This window comes from Acidicapsa acidisoli, assembly GCF_025685625.1.
Taxonomy (GTDB): Bacteria; Acidobacteriota; Terriglobia; order Terriglobales; family Acidobacteriaceae; genus Acidicapsa; species Acidicapsa acidisoli.
This window is the reverse complement of sequence record NZ_JAGSYI010000002.1, coordinates 526,734-542,419: the sequence shown is the minus strand read 5'-3', so window position 1 is coordinate 542,419 and position 15,686 is coordinate 526,734. Positions and strand designations below refer to the sequence as shown.

Annotated in this window: 16 protein-coding genes; 12 read left to right on the top strand and 4 right to left on the bottom strand. The window is 58.6% G+C overall.

The features are described from left to right. Positions 1–419: 419 nt before the first annotated feature. The 9 genes from OHL23_RS12295 to OHL23_RS12255 all read left to right on the top strand — a co-directional run bounded on the left by OHL23_RS12295 (position 420) and on the right by OHL23_RS12255 (position 9,145). A complete protein-coding gene (locus OHL23_RS12295) occupies positions 420–692 on the top strand; it encodes a helix-turn-helix domain-containing protein (RefSeq protein WP_263352177.1) in 273 nt (90 codons plus the stop codon). A gap of 156 nt (positions 693–848) precedes the next feature. Further along, entirely contained in the window at positions 849–1,295 is a 447-nt protein-coding gene (locus OHL23_RS12290; protein ID WP_263352176.1) for a hypothetical protein, read from the top strand. A gap of 149 nt (positions 1,296–1,444) precedes the next feature. Beyond that, positions 1,445–2,554, top strand: a complete 1,110-nt coding sequence (locus OHL23_RS12285) for a M24 family metallopeptidase (RefSeq protein ID WP_263352175.1) — start codon at positions 1,445–1,447, stop codon at positions 2,552–2,554. Positions 2,555–2,662: 108 nt separating this feature from the next. Next, a complete protein-coding gene (gene accB / locus OHL23_RS12280; RefSeq protein WP_263352174.1) occupies positions 2,663–3,202 on the top strand; it encodes an acetyl-CoA carboxylase biotin carboxyl carrier protein in 540 nt (179 codons plus the stop codon). Positions 3,203–3,209: 7 nt separating this feature from the next. Continuing rightward, entirely contained in the window at positions 3,210–4,559 is a 1,350-nt protein-coding gene (gene accC, locus OHL23_RS12275) for an acetyl-CoA carboxylase biotin carboxylase subunit (protein WP_263352173.1), read from the top strand. A gap of 104 nt (positions 4,560–4,663) precedes the next feature. Next, complete coding sequence (locus OHL23_RS12270; protein WP_263352172.1) at positions 4,664–5,167, top strand: DinB family protein; 504 nt, start codon at positions 4,664–4,666, stop codon at positions 5,165–5,167. A gap of 129 nt (positions 5,168–5,296) precedes the next feature. Beyond that, positions 5,297–5,932, top strand: a complete 636-nt coding sequence (locus tag OHL23_RS12265) for a thiamine phosphate synthase (RefSeq protein WP_263352171.1) — start codon at positions 5,297–5,299, stop codon at positions 5,930–5,932. 56 nt (positions 5,933–5,988) lie between these two features. After that, on the top strand, positions 5,989–7,557 hold the full coding sequence (locus OHL23_RS12260; protein WP_263352170.1) for an APC family permease: 1,569 nt from the start codon (positions 5,989–5,991) through the stop codon (positions 7,555–7,557). A gap of 55 nt (positions 7,558–7,612) precedes the next feature. Beyond that, positions 7,613–9,145, top strand: coding sequence for an amino acid permease (locus OHL23_RS12255; protein ID WP_263352169.1), 1,533 nt, complete (start codon positions 7,613–7,615; stop codon positions 9,143–9,145). 73 nt (positions 9,146–9,218) lie between these two features. Here OHL23_RS12255 and OHL23_RS12250 read toward each other — a convergent pair whose 3' ends face one another. Next, on the bottom strand, positions 9,219–9,644 hold the full coding sequence (locus OHL23_RS12250; protein ID WP_263352168.1) for a BrxA/BrxB family bacilliredoxin: 426 nt from the start codon (positions 9,642–9,644) through the stop codon (positions 9,219–9,221). A gap of 125 nt (positions 9,645–9,769) precedes the next feature. Between OHL23_RS12250 and OHL23_RS12245 the strand changes: the two genes are divergently transcribed. Further along, the gene (locus OHL23_RS12245) at positions 9,770–10,801 is read left to right on the top strand and encodes a UDP-N-acetylmuramate dehydrogenase (RefSeq protein ID WP_263352167.1); all 1,032 of its coding nucleotides are present in this window, start codon (positions 9,770–9,772) and stop codon (positions 10,799–10,801) included. Here the strand turns inward: OHL23_RS12245 and OHL23_RS12240 are convergent. The 3 genes from OHL23_RS12240 to modA are packed head-to-tail and all read right to left on the bottom strand — an operon-like array spanning position 10,798 to position 13,063. After that, positions 10,798–11,502: an ABC transporter ATP-binding protein gene (locus OHL23_RS12240; protein ID WP_263352166.1), complete on the bottom strand. Its 705-nt coding sequence runs from the start codon at positions 11,500–11,502 to the stop codon at positions 10,798–10,800. The two genes, OHL23_RS12245 and OHL23_RS12240, sit on opposite strands and share 4 nt — an antisense overlap. Next, a complete protein-coding gene (gene modB, locus OHL23_RS12235; RefSeq protein ID WP_263352165.1) occupies positions 11,495–12,205 on the bottom strand; it encodes a molybdate ABC transporter permease subunit in 711 nt (236 codons plus the stop codon). The genes OHL23_RS12240 and modB overlap by 8 nt, the downstream gene beginning before the upstream one ends. A gap of 3 nt (positions 12,206–12,208) precedes the next feature. After that, on the bottom strand, positions 12,209–13,063 hold the full coding sequence (gene modA / locus OHL23_RS12230; RefSeq protein ID WP_263352164.1) for a molybdate ABC transporter substrate-binding protein: 855 nt from the start codon (positions 13,061–13,063) through the stop codon (positions 12,209–12,211). 60 nt (positions 13,064–13,123) lie between these two features. Here modA and thrC point away from each other — a divergent pair, with 60 nt between their 5' ends. Both thrC and thrB read left to right on the top strand, forming a co-directional pair. Further along, entirely contained in the window at positions 13,124–14,488 is a 1,365-nt protein-coding gene (gene thrC / locus OHL23_RS12225; RefSeq protein ID WP_263352163.1) for a threonine synthase, read from the top strand. Then, positions 14,479–15,426, top strand: a complete 948-nt coding sequence (thrB, locus tag OHL23_RS12220) for a homoserine kinase (protein ID WP_263352162.1) — start codon at positions 14,479–14,481, stop codon at positions 15,424–15,426. Before thrC ends, thrB begins: the two co-directional genes overlap by 10 nt. Positions 15,427–15,686: the final 260 nt, after the last annotated feature.

Sequence of the window (15,686 nt, the reverse complement as noted above, 5' to 3'; positions counted from 1 at the left end):
AGCGGACTGGACGAGAGGATGTGGAGATGAATCTCCTGCCGGAATCATAGGCGGATGGATGCTCACCGCCAACTACTGCGAAATAGAACACTGCCTTTAGGCGGAAGTTGTAATTGGGCTGGATCAAATTCGGAGTGCATGGCGGACGTTTTCAGGGAGATTCGCACCATTTGCCGCAACGGTACAAGGGAATGTATCGGGGAAAGTCTGATGCCCAACAGGATGGGATTGGGGGGATTGAGAAGGAGAATTGGGCGAACCATAAAAGCGGACTAGGACCGAGGTTTCATGGAGAATTACAGGAATAGCCTTGCGTCAGCCTTGAATTTCGGGTTGAATTCGCGTTATACACAGGGATAACGGCTCATCGGTCCCCCGACTTTCACGGATCGCAACGAACTTTATTCGGAGACTCCCTCATGCGCAATGCTGTCAAGTCCAACCTGCTGGTTCCGGAGATTCGCGAGGTCATGGACATTCGCCAGGCTTCGGATTACCTGGGAATTTCGCCGGATACGCTGTATAAGTATGCCTCGGAGGCCTTTGTGCCCGCTTTCAAGCTGGGAAACCGGTGGCGATTTAAGCGTTCGCGGCTGGATGAGTGGATGGATCGCCAGTCGGATATGGCTACAGCTGTGCCGGAGCCGGCGGTGGGGGCGAAGCAGAAGAAGCCGGTTAAGGCGGCGTATTAAGCTTGTCGCTATTTCCAGCGGGAAAAGCGACAAGTTGATGCCTCTGCCAGTTTCTTGACAGTGACTTCCGGGTAGGCGACCATCCGACCAGAACCAGTGGCTCCCGTTCGTCGGGCGATACAATTTACCCAAACTCTACTCAATTGGAGTAGCCCTATGAACCGTCTTGGGATGTTTGCGTTGGGAATTCTCCTCCTCGCGCCCAATTGCTCCGCACATGCTCAAATGGACGGATATTACCCTAAGGGCGGCCCCGATGTTGGGGGCGAGGATGTCAGCCTGATTCAGCTGATTGCAAATCCACAGGCTTTTGACAACAAGAGGGTGCGGATAACAGGCTTTCTTCATTTGGAATTCGAAGGAAACGTTATTTACTTGCACAGCGATGACTTCCTTTACAGTCTTACAAAGAATGGGCTTTGGATTGACGTCCCGAAGGAAATGACACAAGGACAAATCAAGGCCGTCAACGACCAATATGTCATCTGCACTGGAAGGTTCGCCGCAAATATGCACGGCCACATGGGCCTGAACAGCGGCGAAATGACCGACATCACACGGCTGGAGGTTTGGAGTCCCTATCCACGGTCAATACCTAAGTAAAACTGACAGGTTTCCACATCACGTCTGTGTGATCGGCAAGCCGAATTGATTCTTAACTTATTGAGGGCGGGCCGGTGGCCTGGGCTGGGATGACGGCGCGCCGTAGGCGCTCTGGGTGCCGAGTCCTGTGGCGTGATATACCTAACCGGATGAATTATTCGAAACGCATCGGGTTGTTGCGGCGGCGGATGAGTGGGGCGGGGTTGCAGGGGCTGCTGGTAACGCATCTGCCGGATGTTCGCTATTTGTGTGGATTTACGGGGTCGAGTGCGGCGCTGGCGGTAACTCGCCGGGCGGTTCGATTGTTTACCGATGGACGCTACATCGTGCAGGCTGCCGAGGAAGTGCAGGTTGCGAAGGTGGAGATTGTGCCTTCGGCTCCGGCTGTGGCGGCGGTCGAGTGGCTGGCGGCGCAGGTTGCGTTGGGGGATGGTGCGGCTCAGGGCGCGACGGTCGGGTTTGATTCGGCTCATACTTCGGTGGCGGAATTAGAGCGGTTCAAGACGGCGCTGCCTGCGAAGCTGCGGCGGAAGCTGTTGATGCCGGGGAAGTCGCTCATCGAACCGCTGCGCTGGCTGAAGGATGAGGACGAGTTGGGCATCATGGCTGAGGCGGCGAGGCTGGGCGACAGCTTGTTCGAGCATCTGCTTGGTTTCATTCGGCCGGGGTTGACGGAAGCGGCGGTTGCGGCAGAGCTTGAGTATCAGGCGCGGTTGCGCGGGGCTGAGGGGATGTCCTTTGAGAGCATTGTGGCCGCGGGTGAGCGGTCCGCGCTGCCGCATGGCCGCGCGAGCCAGGCTCGGCTGCCCCGGCGAGGGTTACTCACCCTGGATTTCGGTGTTATCCTCAAGGGTTACTGCTCGGATATGACGCGTACCGTCTGCCTGGGCAAGCCGACCGCTCGTGAGCGCGAGGTGTACGAAGCGGTGCTTGCGGCGCAGGAAGCTGCCGTGGCTGCTGTGTCTGCGGGAGTGGAATGCGGCGAGGTGGATGAGGCTGCGCGAGGGGTCTTGCGTGTGGCCGACATGGCCGAGGCGTTCAGCCATTCGACCGGGCACGGCGTTGGGCTGGAGATTCATGAGGGCCCGCGGATTGGCGCGGGGCAGAAAGACAAGCTGGCGCCGGGCATGGTGATTACGATTGAGCCCGGGGCCTATTTTGCAGGAGAGTTTGGCGTTCGCATTGAAGACATGGTGGCGGTGACGAGGACGGGTGGGAATGTGCTCACGAAGTCCCCGAAGGCGCTGATTGAGCTTTAAAGCCAGGGACAGAAATCAAGGATCAGGAAAGACGGAAGCCGATCCTTCGCTGCGCTCAGGATGACAACACTTTTTGAGTTGGAATGAGTTGGAGAGCAAGAGCCAAGTATGAAACCAGACGGTTTGGAAGAGTTAAAAGAACTGATTGCTTTTTTGAAAGAGAACGAGATCGCCGAATTTGATCTGGATCGGGGCGATTTCAAGGTGAGATTGAAGTTTGCTTCGGCGGTTGTGCCGCCTGCGGCTCCTGCATCGGGTCTGGATCTGGTTTCTTTGGCGAGGCTAATGGGATTGTCCCAGCCGGGCGCGGCAGCGCCGGCGATGGCCGTAGCGCCGCTGGCTGTTGATCCCGCGTCTGCTCCGTCTGCTGGTGCTGCGCCTTCAGCGCCTGCGGTAGAGGCCGAGAGCCTGCACATTATCAAATCGCCGATCGTCGGCACGTTCTACGAATCGCCTTCACCCGGCTCGTCGGCCTTCGTTTCCAACGGCGACCGCATTGAAAAAGGCCAAGTCGTCTGCATCGTGGAAGCGATGAAGCTGATGAACGAGATTGAAGCCGACGCCAGCGGCGAAATCGTCAAGCGCCTTGTCACCAACGGCCAGCCCGTCGAGTACGGCCAACCTCTCTTTGCCATTCGAGTATCGTAATTTGCCCATGTTGAGGAAAGTTCTGATTGCCAATCGCGGCGAAATTGCGCTGCGCGTCATTAGTGCCTGCAAGGAACTGGGCATTCGCACGGTTGCCGTGTACAGCGAGGCGGATCGCAATTCGCTGCATGTGCGGTTTGCAGATGAAGCCATCTGCATCGGGCCACCACGACCGGGAGACAGCTATCTCAATGTGCCGGCAGTGATTTCGGCGGCTGAGATCGCCAACGTGGACGCGATTCATCCCGGCTATGGACTGCTGAGCGAGAATGCGAATTTCGCCGAGGTGTGCCGGGTGTCGAACATCAAGTTCATCGGACCTCCGCCGGAAGTGACTCGCTTGATGGGCGAGAAGGAAAAGGCGCGGCAGGCGATGAAGAAGGCCAAGGTGCCGATTCTGCCGGGTTCGGATGGGGTGGTTGCCGATGCCGAGGATGCGCTGAAGTGGGCTGCAGAAGTCGGCTATCCGGTGATTCTGAAAGCCAAGGCTGGCGGCGGCGGACGCGGCATGCGGATCGTTCGAAGCGCCGAGGAGTTGCCGAATCTTTATCACGCTGCATCGACTGAGGCTGCGAACGCTTTCGGCAACGGCGAGCTGTACATGGAGAAGTTCATCGAACGGCCGCGGCATATCGAGTTTCAGATACTGGCCGATGAGCACGGCAATGTCGAAGTGCTTTTTGAGCGCGAGTGCTCGATTCAGCGGCGGCATCAGAAGCTGATCGAGGAAGCGCCATCGCTGAAGGTAACGCCGAAGATCCGCGAGCACCTGAGCAGCACGCTGAAGCGTTGCCTGACTGAAATTGGCTACCAGAATGCCGGGACGATCGAGTTCCTGATGGATGAGGACGGGTCGATCTATTTTATCGAGATGAACACGCGCATCCAGGTGGAGCATCCGGTAACGGAGGCGATTACGGGCATCGATCTGGTGAAGGCGCAGTTGCGCATTGCTTCCGGCGAACGGCTGGATGAGATTCTGCCGAAGAAGGTCGAGATTCGGGGCCATGCCATTGAGTGCCGCATCAACGCGGAGCATCCACGCAAGTTCACTCCTTCGGCGGGGAAGATTACGGTCTTCAATCTGCCGGGCGGGAATGGAGTGCGTGTGGATACGGCGCAGTACGCGGAGGGGGTTGTGCCACCGTATTACGACTCGCTGATCGCCAAACTGATTGTGCATGGCAAGGACCGCGAAGAGGCGATTGCGCGCATGGAACGGGCGCTGGGGATGTTTGTGGTGGAGGGGATCGAGACTTCGATTCCGCTGCACCAGGAGATCTTTGCCGATCCGGACTTTCGCGCGGGGGATTTTGATACGAAGTTCATGGAGCGATTCCTGGCGAAGCGTTCCTGAGCCGGCGGCGATTTGTTCGCAAATAATTCCTCTTTGTTTCGCTTTTTATTCGTATTGTCACGCAACTTCCCGTATGCTTATTCCGCAACGATTGGAGGTTGCTTATGGACATTCAAAAGGAACTGATCGCCGAATTCGATCGTGAAGTGGCATTGACCCGCAGAGTGCTGGATGCTATTCCGGAAGATGCGGATTTCAGCTGGAAACCGCATCCGAAGTCCTTTACGCTGGGACGTTTGGCGGGGCATGTGGCAGAGACTCCCTGTGAGTGGGCGATTTCCACGCTGACCACGGACAAACTTGAGTGGAAGCCGAGCGAAGACTGGAAGCCGTACATTCCTGCGAACAAGGCCGCTCTACTGGAGCGCTTCGACAAGGAATCGGCTGAGGCGAAAGCGGCACTGGGTGGGTTTGACCCGGCTAAGTGGGACGACAACTGGAAGATGGTGGCGGGCGATCAGACCTGGATTGACGACACACGCTATAACGTCTTTCGTAACTGGGTGCTGAACCACACGGTACATCACCGAGCACAGCTTGGCGTCGATCTGCGTTTGCTGGGCGCAAAAGTTCCCGGAGTGTACGGGCCTTCAGCGGATGAAATGTGAAGTAAGCAGGGATAGGAATCGGGGAGCAGAAGAGATTTCGTTTGGCTCGACGTATGTGACGTATGTTTTGATCCTTGAACTCTCGTTCTGGTCCCTGTTCTTCTCTTTTCTGTCGATTAGTCTTGATTCATGGGTTTCGTTTTTCCGAAGATTTATCCGATTCTGGATGTTTCTGTTTTTCCTGCCGTTGGCCGGGGGGAGTTTCTTGATCGGCTGGGGCGTTCATTGGCCGATGCGGGTGTACGGTTGATGGAATACCGCAATAAGATCGGGACAGATGCTGAAGTGCTGTCGGACGCCCGGATTCTGCGGGTAGCGATGCCGTTGGCGAAGCTGGTGATGGATGATCGCGTGGACGTGGCGCTGGCGGCGGCCTTCGACGGCGTTCATGTGGATGCGGGCGACTTGCCACCTGCCGAAGCGCGAAAGCTGCTGGGAGCAGCGGCGCTGATTGGGACTTCGGCAAGCACACAGGCGCAGTTGATGAAATCTCTGGCTCGTGGAACGGATTACATCGCGTTTGGGCCGGTCTTTCCGACGACGACGAAGCAGACCTCCGTTCCGCCGATTGGAGTGGAGGGCGTGGCGCGTTTTCGTGCAACGGCTGGAGCGAAGCCCGTGCTGGTGGCAGCAGCGGGAATCACGCTTGACACGGCTCCGGCCATTTTAAGGGCGGGTGCAGATGTGGTTGCTGTATCCGCTGCGATCTTTCGGTCGCAGGACCCGGCGGTGGAGTTTAGCCGGTGGATGGCAACGCTGGGTTAACGCGATATAAAGAAAGCAGAAGACTTTTTATTGCAATTCCGGTAAAACCATTCCAAATGACGAACTCGACCAGTTCCCTTAGAGAAGCTCCACCTGTTCCGGCATCGATTCCGTCCAGTCCTCAACTGGTGCAGTCGCTTGGGCTTTTCAGCTCCACGACGATTGTTGTCGGCTCTATGATCGGATCGGGAATCTTTCTGGTGGACGCCGAGATCGGGCGGCTGACCGACTCCCCTGCGCTGTTTCTCGCGGCGTGGGTGGTGACGGCTGTCATGACCATGATTGGCGCGCTGAGCTATGGCGAACTGGCGGCCATGATGCCCAAGGCCGGTGGCCAGTATGTGTATCTGCGTGAGTCGCTTGGCCCTTTATGCGGGTTTCTGTACGGCTGGACTTTGTTTCTGGTGATTCAGACGGGGACGATCGCTGCGGTTGCGGTGGGTTTCGGAAAGTTTCTTGGCGTGTTTTTCCCGTCGATTTCCAGTACGCACTGGCTCTGGCATATTGCGCATGTTCCGTCGATTCCGTTTGGGCCGATGGTGCTGGGGAACATGGATATCGGCATCAGCACGGCAAACCTGGTGGGGATTCTGATTGTTTTTCTGCTGGCGTTCCTGAATATCTTCGGATTGAATATCGGGGCGATGATTCAGAATGTTTTTACGACGGCGAAAGGGCTTTCGCTGGCGGCGCTGGTGCTGCTGGGCTTTACGGTTGGGCGCAATCCGATTGCCTGGGCGGCAAATTTTGGCCCTGGATTGCAGCAGTTCTGGCGGAATGCTGGGTGGTCTTCGCTGCATCCGGTGCAGGTTGGCGTCGGCGGTCCGACTGTGCTGGTGAATCTGTTGGTGATTCTGGCGGTCGTGCAGACCGGGTCGCTCTTTTCCGCGGATGCGTGGAACAACATCACCTTCACGGCTGGCGAGGTAAAGAATCCGAAGCGGAATATTCCGCTCTCGCTGGTGATGGGAACGGGTTTTGTGCTGACGGTCTACTTTCTGGCTTCGTTGGCTTACATTTTGGTGCTCCCACTTCATGGTGACCCGCACGGCGCGACGGTGTTGGCGCGCGGAGTGCAATATGCCGCGGAAGAGCGTGTTGGCACGGCGACGCTGGAACAGATTTTCCCCGGCGGTGGAGCGTTTCTGATGGCGGGAGCGATCCTGATTTCGACCTTTGGCTGCGCCAACGGGCTGACGCTTGCCGGAGCGCGGGTGTATTACACGATGAGCCGCGACGGGCTCTTTTTTTCATCGGTCAGCAAGCTGCATCCGAAGTATCGTACGCCTGTTGCCGGGCTGGTGGTGCAGGCAGTGTGGGCTGCGGTACTGTGTATCTCGGGATCGTACGGGCAACTGCTGGACTACATCGTCTTTGCCGTTCTGCTGTTCTATATTCTGACCATCGTTGGGCTCTTTGTGCTGCGCGTGAAGAGACCGGGGGAACCGCGGCCGTACAAGGCGCTGGGATATCCATTTCTGCCAGCGCTGTATATTGTGATGGCTGCATGGATATGTGTCGTATTATTGCGGTACAAGCCACAATACACTTGGCCAGGGTTGATCATCGTATTGCTCGGCATTCCTGTTTATCTTTTCTGGTCGCGGCGGCCCAAGATTGCGTAGCTCCGCTGGCTTAAATCAATTCGAACCAAGCTGTTGAGGAGGAGTGCCCTCATTGATGTCAAGACTACTTCGCATTAAACCGATGTCGATGCTTTCGCAAGAGGCAGGCGAACAGGGTGAGCATACGCTGAAGCGCTCGCTGGGCGCGTTGAACCTGATCACCCTTGGCATCGGTGCGGTGATTGGCGCCGGAATATTTGTGCTGACAGGTCAGGCGGCTGCCAAGTACGCGGGGCCGGCGGTGGCATTGAGCTTTGTGCTTGCCGGAATCACTTGCGCCTTCGCGGGACTTTGCTATGCCGAGTTCGCCTCGATCATTCCCATTGCCGGTTCGGCGTACACCTATGGCTACGCAACGCTTGGGGAATTGGTGGCATGGATCATCGGCTGGGATCTGGTGCTCGAATATGCGTTTGGTGCCGCGACAGTCGCTTCCGGGTGGTCGGGGTATTTCAATAGTCTCTTGCAGCAGTACCACATCTATATTCCGCCGCAACTGACAACGACCACGGGCAACGTGCTGGTGTTCTATAAGGAACAGTGGACTCCGTTGATGACACTGCCGCCCGGCATCGATGCGACTGGGCTGCCGCATGTCACCGGAATTTGCAACCTGATTGCGGTGGCGATTGTCATGGTGATTACGACAATTCTTGTGGTTGGAATCAAGGAGTCTGCGAACTTCAACTCGGCGATTGTGATCGTCAAGCTTGGGATCGTGGGTGTTTTTCTGGCTATTGGAGGTTATTTCCTGTTTCGGCATCCCGAGGTCGCGAAGGCGAATTGGCATCCATTCATTCCGCCGTCCGACGGCCATGGCAACTTTGGCTGGGGCGGAATCCCCAGAGGTGCGGCGCGGATATTCTTCGCCTACATCGGCTTCGACGCTGTCTCGACTGCGGCGCAGGAGGCCAAGAAGCCGCAACGGGATATGCCCATCGGAATCCTGGGTTCACTTGCCGTTTGTACCGTTCTCTACATTCTGGTGTCGACGGTTCTGACGGGCCTGGTGCCTTACAGCACCTTGAATGTAGGCGCTCCCGTGGCGGTTGGCATTGATGCGACGGGCATCAGTTGGGGCGCGACGATGGTCAAGGTGGGAGCGGTATTCGGCCTGGCTACCGTGATGCTGGTAATGCTGCTCGGCCAGTCGCGGGTTTTCTATTCGATGTCAAAAGACGGGTTGCTCTGGAAGTGGGCGTCAGCTATCCATCCGAGGTTTCGCACGCCTTGGATCACAACCATCGTCTTTGGCGTTTTTGCTGCCGTCATGCCGGCATTTCTGCCCATCGACAACCTGGCCGACCTGGTGAATATCGGCACACTGCTTGCTTTCACGATTGTGTGCGCAGGTGTCTGGATTCTACGGGTGCGGCATCCGAAGATGCATCGGCCCTTCAAGACGCCGCTGGTGCCGCTGGTTCCGATTCTCGGTATTCTTTCGGCTGGCTATCTGATGACGCAACTGGCCTTTATCACCTGGGCGGTGATGATTGGGTGGTTGTTGCTGGGCCTGGTTGTTTATTTCGGGTATTCGCTGAAGCACAGCAAGGTGCAGAATCTGCCGCAGGCGGTTGAGGCGGATTGAGCCGTTCATTGTAAGTTGCAAAGTAAACGGCCTCCGGATCCGGAGGCCGTTTGCGTGAGGCTGAAAAACTTTGTTACGCGGTTGCCTTAGCGCACAGGGCATCGAAGGCCTTAACGATTTCACCGGCGATCTGGGGGGCAGTGCTGGACTCGATGATGAAGCGCTGCATCAGCCAGACAAGCTTGCCGTCTCGCAGGATGGCGATCGCTGGAGACGTGGGCGGATGGCCTTCAAAATAGGAGCGGGCGCGCTCGGTGGCTTCGCGATCCTGACCGGCGAATACTGTAATGCTCTGGTCGGGCAGCGTGGAGTGGGTGAGAGCCATGCGGACGCCGGGTCGCATCTTGCCGGCTGCGCAACCGCAGATGGAGTTGACGACGAGCATTGTGGTGCCCGGCTTGGCGAGCGCCGCGTCAACTTCTTCGGCGGTGCGCGCTTCCTGAATGCCAGCGCGGGTCAACTCTTCGCGCATGGGTATAACCATAATCTCTGGGTACATCGTTGCCTCCGGCAGGGCGTGATCGCCTGTTCCTCTATTCTACCGGAAAGGTGGCTGAGCGTATCCTCGCGCTTCGGGTTCCAGGCTTCATTTCGTGGTCTGCCGACTGTTGTAGGCTGACGGAAATGAAGATTCAAGAGAATGTGGCGCTCGCGCCGTTCACGACATTTGGGATTGGCGGCCCGGCGCGCTGGTTCGCGGAGGCTGCCAGCGAGGCGGAGATAGTGGATGCGGTGACCTGGGCGCGAGAGCGGTTGCTTCCGCTCTTCGTGCTGGGCGGTGGGAGCAATCTGCTGATTTCGGATGCAGGTTTTGCTGGGTTGGTTCTGCGGATGGCGCTCAAGGGCGTTGAGGCGGAAGAAGACGGCGGCCGGCGGGAATTTCGCGTGGCTGCTGGAGAAGACTGGGATGGATTTGTCCAGCGAGCGGTTGCAGAGAAGTGCTCGGGAATCGAGTGTCTTGCCGGGATTCCGGGGTCGGTAGGCGGAACTCCGGTGCAAAATGTGGGGGCCTACGGGCAAGAAGTTTCGGAGACAATCGAGCGTGTCCGGGTTCTTGATCTGGAGTCGCTCAATTTTCAGGAAATGTCTGGGGAGGCGTGCGGCTTCGCATACCGGAGCAGTGTCTTCAATTCTTCGGCGAAGGGACGATATCTAGTGCTGCGAGTCGATTACCGGCTCACTCCTGGCGGGAAGGCAAATCTCAGGTACGCAGATCTGCAGCGGGTTTTTTCAGCGGGTTCTGATCCCGTTCTGGCGGAGATTGCCGCGGAAGTCCGGCGCATTCGGCTTTCCAAGGGAATGCTGCTGGTGGATGGGGATGAGAACTGCCGGAGCGCAGGGAGCTTCTTCAAGAATCCAATTGTTTCGATGGAGAGCTTCGAGGAATTGACTGCAAGATTGGGTAAGGAACCGCCGCACTATCCGGCCGGCGCGGGCCAGGTGAAGCTGCCTGCGGCCTGGCTGATTGAGCAGGCAGGGTTTCCCAAGGGGTTTCGCCTGGGGCGCGCGGGGATTTCTTCGCGGCACACGCTGGCGCTAGTGAATCTCGGCGGCGCGTCGGCGAGTGACATCCTTGCGCTGCGAGATCTGATCGTTGGGCGACTGGCGCGTGATGGCATAGCACTAACCATGGAGCCTGTTCTGGTTGGATTTTAGCCGGCATTCAGCCGAGCGAGCAGACGTTGACGTTCGGTGGCGAGAACTTCGCTGGCCGGGCCGAGGGCTGCCAGCTTTCCTTCGCGGATGAGCGCGACTTCGGCTTCGGTGGCCAGGGCATCGGCGGCGTCGTGGGTGACGAGGATGGTCTGGATAGCCTGTTCGCGTAGCCAGGCCTGCAACCGGATTAGGATTTGGTCGCGCGCGTCTGCGTCGAGTGCGGAGAGCGGTTCGTCGAGCAGCAGCAGGCGCGGCATAGGCGCGAGTGCTCTGGCCAGGGAGACGCGCTGGGCCTCGCCGCCGGAGAGTGCGCGCGGCGAGCGGTCGACGAGGTGTGCAGCTCCGACGAGCTCGAGCATGTCAGCGACTCGCTGCTGCCGGGGGATCTGAGTCCAACTCGCAAGGCCGTAAGCAACGTTTGCAGCAACGGAGATGTGTGGGAACAGCGCGGATTTTTGCGCGACAAGCCCGGTGGAGCGGCGCCCGGGGCGAAGGTTTAACCTCGCTCGTGTGTTCGTTACGGGTTGGCCGTAAATGGTGATGTGGCCGGAATCCGGTTCTTCGAGTCCAGCGATGATGCGCAGTAAGGTACTCTTGCCCGCGCCGGATGGGCCGAAGACTACGGTCCAGGGGGCGGATAGGCAGCACTCGATTTCAAGGTGGAACCCCCCGCGTTTGGCTTCGATTTGGAACTCAATCATTGCCACTCCCACGATTGCGACTGCGGGAATTGCTGCTGGTTGGACCGGTTGCGAGATTATTCGGCCCAGCGTAGACGACGACCAAAGCGGCGAGGCACAGGACGAAGAGCAGAGTTGCGGTTCGGTTTGCGGCGGCGTAGTCGAATCCCTCGACCTGGTTGAAGAGGACGAGCGAGAGGGTGCGTGTGGCTCCGGGGATGTCTCCGCCAAGCATGAGGACGACGCCGAATTCGCCAATGGTGTGCAGGAAGCTGAGTACAGCGGCGGCAAGCAGCGAGCGGCTGGCCAGGGGGACGAGGATTGTCCGGACGAGGCGGAGCGGGCTGGCTCCGAGAAGGCGCGCAGCGTCAATCAGTGACGAGTCGACTGCGGCGAATCCAGCGACGATGGGTTGTACGGCGAAGGGCAGGCTATAGATGGCGGAGCCGACGACGAGTCCTTCAAAGGAAAAGGCCAGAGGATGACCGAGGAGCGATGCGATAGCGCGGCCGAAGCCGGTTCGGGGGCCGAGCAGAATCAGGAGGTAGAATCCCAGCACGGTAGGAGGCAAGACGAGCGGCAGCCCCGTGACGGCCTGTGCGAGAAGACGCCAGCGAGAGCGCCCCAAGGCAAGCCATGCGGCAAGAGGGATTGCGAGGCAGAGCAGAATTGCGGTGGTGATTGCGGAGAGTTTGAGGGTGAGTGTGAGAGCCTGCCAATCCATGGGCTAATTCACGGGTGTAAGGCCGCTTTTGGCGAGCTGCTGTTGGATGGGCGGGGACAGGAGGAATTCCAGGAACCGATGGGCATTCTGGCGCTGCGGTGTGTTGCTGACGATGACCGCGCCCTGCTCGATGGGAGGATAGAGATTACCTGGGATGACGAAGTAACTGCCGATGGACGCAAGGTGCTCGGTTTTAGCCGAGGTGAGAGAGATCAGTCCGGCATCGGCGTTGCCGGTTTCGGCGAACTGCGCTGTCTGGGAGATGTTTTCAGCGGTTACGAACTTTGGCTTGAGGGTATCTAGCAGTTTGAGATTGGTGAGTGCGGCGATGGCGGCGCGGCCGTAGGGGGCGCGGTCGGGGTTGGCGATGGCGATGCGTTGCAGCGATGGATCGCGAAGGGTTTCAAGGGTTGGGTTGGGCCAGTGACCATCCTTGCGGGTCCACAGTACGAGCGTGCCGCGCGCGTAGGAGACGGGCGACGCGGAGTTAGAAAGGCCCGCTGTGTCTGCCTTTCCGGCATCCAGCAGGCGCTTGGGATAGCTGAGATCAGCGGAGAGAAACAGATCGAAGGGAGCGCCGTTGAGAATCTGCGTCGTGAGGGCGGCGGAAGCCTGGTAGGTGGCTTGAACCTCAATCCCGGTGGACTCGCGGAACTGATTCAGAATGGGCGGCAGGACAGGCTGTAGATCAGCTGCCGCGGCGATGCGCAGGGGAGCCGTCTGGGCGTGAGCGGAGATTGACGTCGACACCATGGCCAGAAGCGCGAGGGCCATGGCCATGAAAATCGGCCGGCACGCGGGGTCTCGTTTTACGACGATCTGCGATATCGATTTAGAACGGTTCAGGAATTCGAACATTGGGTCTTCTTTCGATGTTCACCCGGCTTCTGGGTGCTTGCTGGTAGGCTAACACTTAGGATGAACGACAATCTGCATCAGTTGCGTTGTTTCGGCTGCGGTGTGCGCATTCGCGGAGATCAGGCTGGTTCGATCTTTCGTTGTAAAGAGTGCGGCGACCTCTTTGAAGTGGAGTATCCGGGCTGGGGCCTGGTGGGCGGCACGGACCGTCCCAATGCCGGGGCCTTGAAGTGGTTGTGGCGCGAACGGCGGGCGTCTTCTGAACTCCTTGACCGCTCTGGTGTCTGGCGTTTTCGCGAATTGCTGCCGATTCTGGATAGCTTCGGAAATGCCGTGACGTTGCAGGAGGGAAACACTCCTCTGTACCACCTGCCGAGGACGGCCAAGGCGCTTGGCGTGGATCAGGTTTTTGCCAAGCATCAGGGCATGAATCCGACCGGCTCGTTCAAAGATACCGGCATGACAGCAGCGTTGAGCGTTGCCAAGGAGCGGGGTTTTGAGTGGGTGGCCTGCGCGTCGACGGGAAACACCTCGGCGGCGATGGCGGCTTACGCGGCTCGGGCAGGACTGAAGTGCCTGGTGCTGATTCCGCAGGGAAAGATTGCGTGGGGAAAGCTGTCGCAGGCGATGGACTATGGCGCCGTGACATGCCAGCTCAACACGGATTTTGACGGCTGCGTACGTGTGCTTTCGACGATTGTGCAGCAGGCGCCGATCTATCTGCTGAACTCGGTCAATCCATATCGGCTCGAAGGGCAGAAGACACCAGCGCTGGAGATTGCGGAGTACTTTGACTGGAGCGTACCGGAGCATATTCTGGTTCCCGGCGGGAATCTCGCAAACAGTTCGGCGCTGGGCAAGGGATTGCGCGAGATGAAGGCTCTGGGGCTGATTTCGCGATTGCCGAAGATCTCGGTGATTCAGGCTGAGGGCGCGAATCCTCTGGCGCGGAGCTTTGCTGCGAACGACGGGAAGAAGCTGGAGCCGGTGGCCGCGCATACGAGGGCTACAGCCATCCGGATCGGGAGTCCGGCTTCGTGGCGGAAGGCGGCGCATACGATTCACGAGACGGGCGGATGGTGCCTGGATGTGAGCGAGGGAGAAATCGCCGTCGCCAAGGCCGAGATTGGCCGCGAGGGAATCGGCAGCGAGCCAGCTTCGGCAGTGACGCTGGCGGGCTTGAAAAAGCTGGTGGCCGAAGGCAAGGTTGCGCCCTCCGATACAGTCGTGCTGCTCCTGACCGGACATACTCTCAAGGATGCCGACTACACGATCGATTTTCACCGTGGAACGCTGCTGCAACCGGAAGAGGCTGAACCCGTGCTTGCAACGATGGAGCCGCTTCGCCGGAATGCTGTCGAAGTTGAGGCCACGCCGGACGCAGTGCTGAAGGCGCTCAAGGAAATTCAGGACAGGTGGGTCTGACAGTGGACTCAATTCGACTTCAATTGCCGGCGACCTCGGCCAATCTGGGAGCAGCCTTTGATACGGCCGCCGTCGCGCTAGGTTTTCATCTGATTGTCGAAGCGGAAGAGGCTGAGCGATTCTCCATTTCTGCGGCGGGCCGGAATGCGGATTTGTGTTCGCGGCTGGAAGACAACCTCATTCTGGAGACATATCGCACTCTGCTGGCGCGGGAAGGGCGGGACGTGGTTCCGCTGGCCCTGCGGATGGAGAATCAGATTCCGTTGGGCATGGGCTGCGGTTCTTCCGCGGCTGGACGGCTGGCGGCGATTGCGCTTGCCTCGCATTTTGGCGGGTTGAACTGGAGCAGCGAGCGGATTCTGTCAGAGGCGTGTGCGCTGGAAGGGCATCCGGACAACGCGGCCGCGTGCTGGCTGGGAGGGATGGTTGTCGCCGCTTATGAAGGTGGGGTGATTCACTCGGCGCGGGTCGAGCCTCCCGCTGATTGGCGAGCGATGGTTGTGATGCCCACGGCGCCGCTGGCCACCAGCAAAGCGCGGGCCGTGCTCCCGGAGAGGTATTCGCGCGCCGATGCGGTCGCAAATATTCAGGCGGCGGCTCTTCTGGGACTCGCCTTTGCGCAGGGACGCGGGGACCTGCTGCGTCCGGCGATGGCCGACCGGATTCACCAGCCATATCGATCGGAGATCTGTCCGCTGCTGCCGCTTCTGCTTCCGCTAGCCGGGAGCGAGGGAATTCTGGGCGCAGCCTTGAGCGGCGCGGGACCATCGGTCTTGCTCGTACTTTCCGGAGACGAATGGGTCGCGGGCGCCTGCGAGGCGGTTCGGGATGCTATTTCCGGACAGGCGGAAGCGGAGATCCTGGCGGTCCGGTTTGAGCGAAGAGGTGTGACAAGAAACTTGAATTCCATCAATGAATTAGAACCGGCGGAAAGATAAGGGAGAGGCAAGGAGTTATCGCCGCTGAACCGCTTATTCCATGGTAGTTAGCAAGTAATACATCCCCCGATGGTGATTACCTTCAGTGTTACCTAAGATTTCTTGCTTTTGATCGGAAGAAAACCTAGATTCACCGTGTGGGCAGTTCTGGGGGAGGGCTGCTCTAGCGCCCGAGATTCCTTGATGGAGTCCGGGCGCTTTTATATTCAGGTTCATTTTGGGCTTGGTGCAGTTTGGGCTCTGGGTTTTTAGCCCTAGAC

Bases quoted from the DNA above. Each gene is read 5' to 3' on its own strand.
- accB (WP_263352174.1), top strand. From the start codon at position 2,663: ATGAAACCAGACGGTTTGGAAGAGTTAAAAGAACTGATTGCTTTTTTG.
- thrC (WP_263352163.1), top strand. From the start codon at position 13,124: ATGAACGACAATCTGCATCAGTTGCGTTGTTTCGGCTGCGGTGTGCGC.
- OHL23_RS12240 (WP_263352166.1), bottom strand. From the start codon at position 11,502: ATGATTGAGTTCCAAATCGAAGCCAAACGCGGGGGGTTCCACCTTGAA.
- OHL23_RS12250 (WP_263352168.1), bottom strand. From the start codon at position 9,644: ATGTACCCAGAGATTATGGTTATACCCATGCGCGAAGAGTTGACCCGC.
- OHL23_RS12265 (WP_263352171.1), top strand. From the start codon at position 5,297: ATGGGTTTCGTTTTTCCGAAGATTTATCCGATTCTGGATGTTTCTGTT.
- OHL23_RS12290 (WP_263352176.1), top strand. From the start codon at position 849: ATGAACCGTCTTGGGATGTTTGCGTTGGGAATTCTCCTCCTCGCGCCC.
- OHL23_RS12295 (WP_263352177.1), top strand. From the start codon at position 420: ATGCGCAATGCTGTCAAGTCCAACCTGCTGGTTCCGGAGATTCGCGAG.
- OHL23_RS12255 (WP_263352169.1), top strand. From the start codon at position 7,613: ATGTCAAGACTACTTCGCATTAAACCGATGTCGATGCTTTCGCAAGAG.
- OHL23_RS12260 (WP_263352170.1), top strand. From the start codon at position 5,989: ATGACGAACTCGACCAGTTCCCTTAGAGAAGCTCCACCTGTTCCGGCA.
- OHL23_RS12285 (WP_263352175.1), top strand. From the start codon at position 1,445: ATGAATTATTCGAAACGCATCGGGTTGTTGCGGCGGCGGATGAGTGGG.
- accC (WP_263352173.1), top strand. From the start codon at position 3,210: ATGTTGAGGAAAGTTCTGATTGCCAATCGCGGCGAAATTGCGCTGCGC.
- OHL23_RS12270 (WP_263352172.1), top strand. From the start codon at position 4,664: ATGGACATTCAAAAGGAACTGATCGCCGAATTCGATCGTGAAGTGGCA.
- modA (WP_263352164.1), bottom strand. From the start codon at position 13,063: ATGTTCGAATTCCTGAACCGTTCTAAATCGATATCGCAGATCGTCGTA.
- modB (WP_263352165.1), bottom strand. From the start codon at position 12,205: ATGGATTGGCAGGCTCTCACACTCACCCTCAAACTCTCCGCAATCACC.
- OHL23_RS12245 (WP_263352167.1), top strand. From the start codon at position 9,770: ATGAAGATTCAAGAGAATGTGGCGCTCGCGCCGTTCACGACATTTGGG.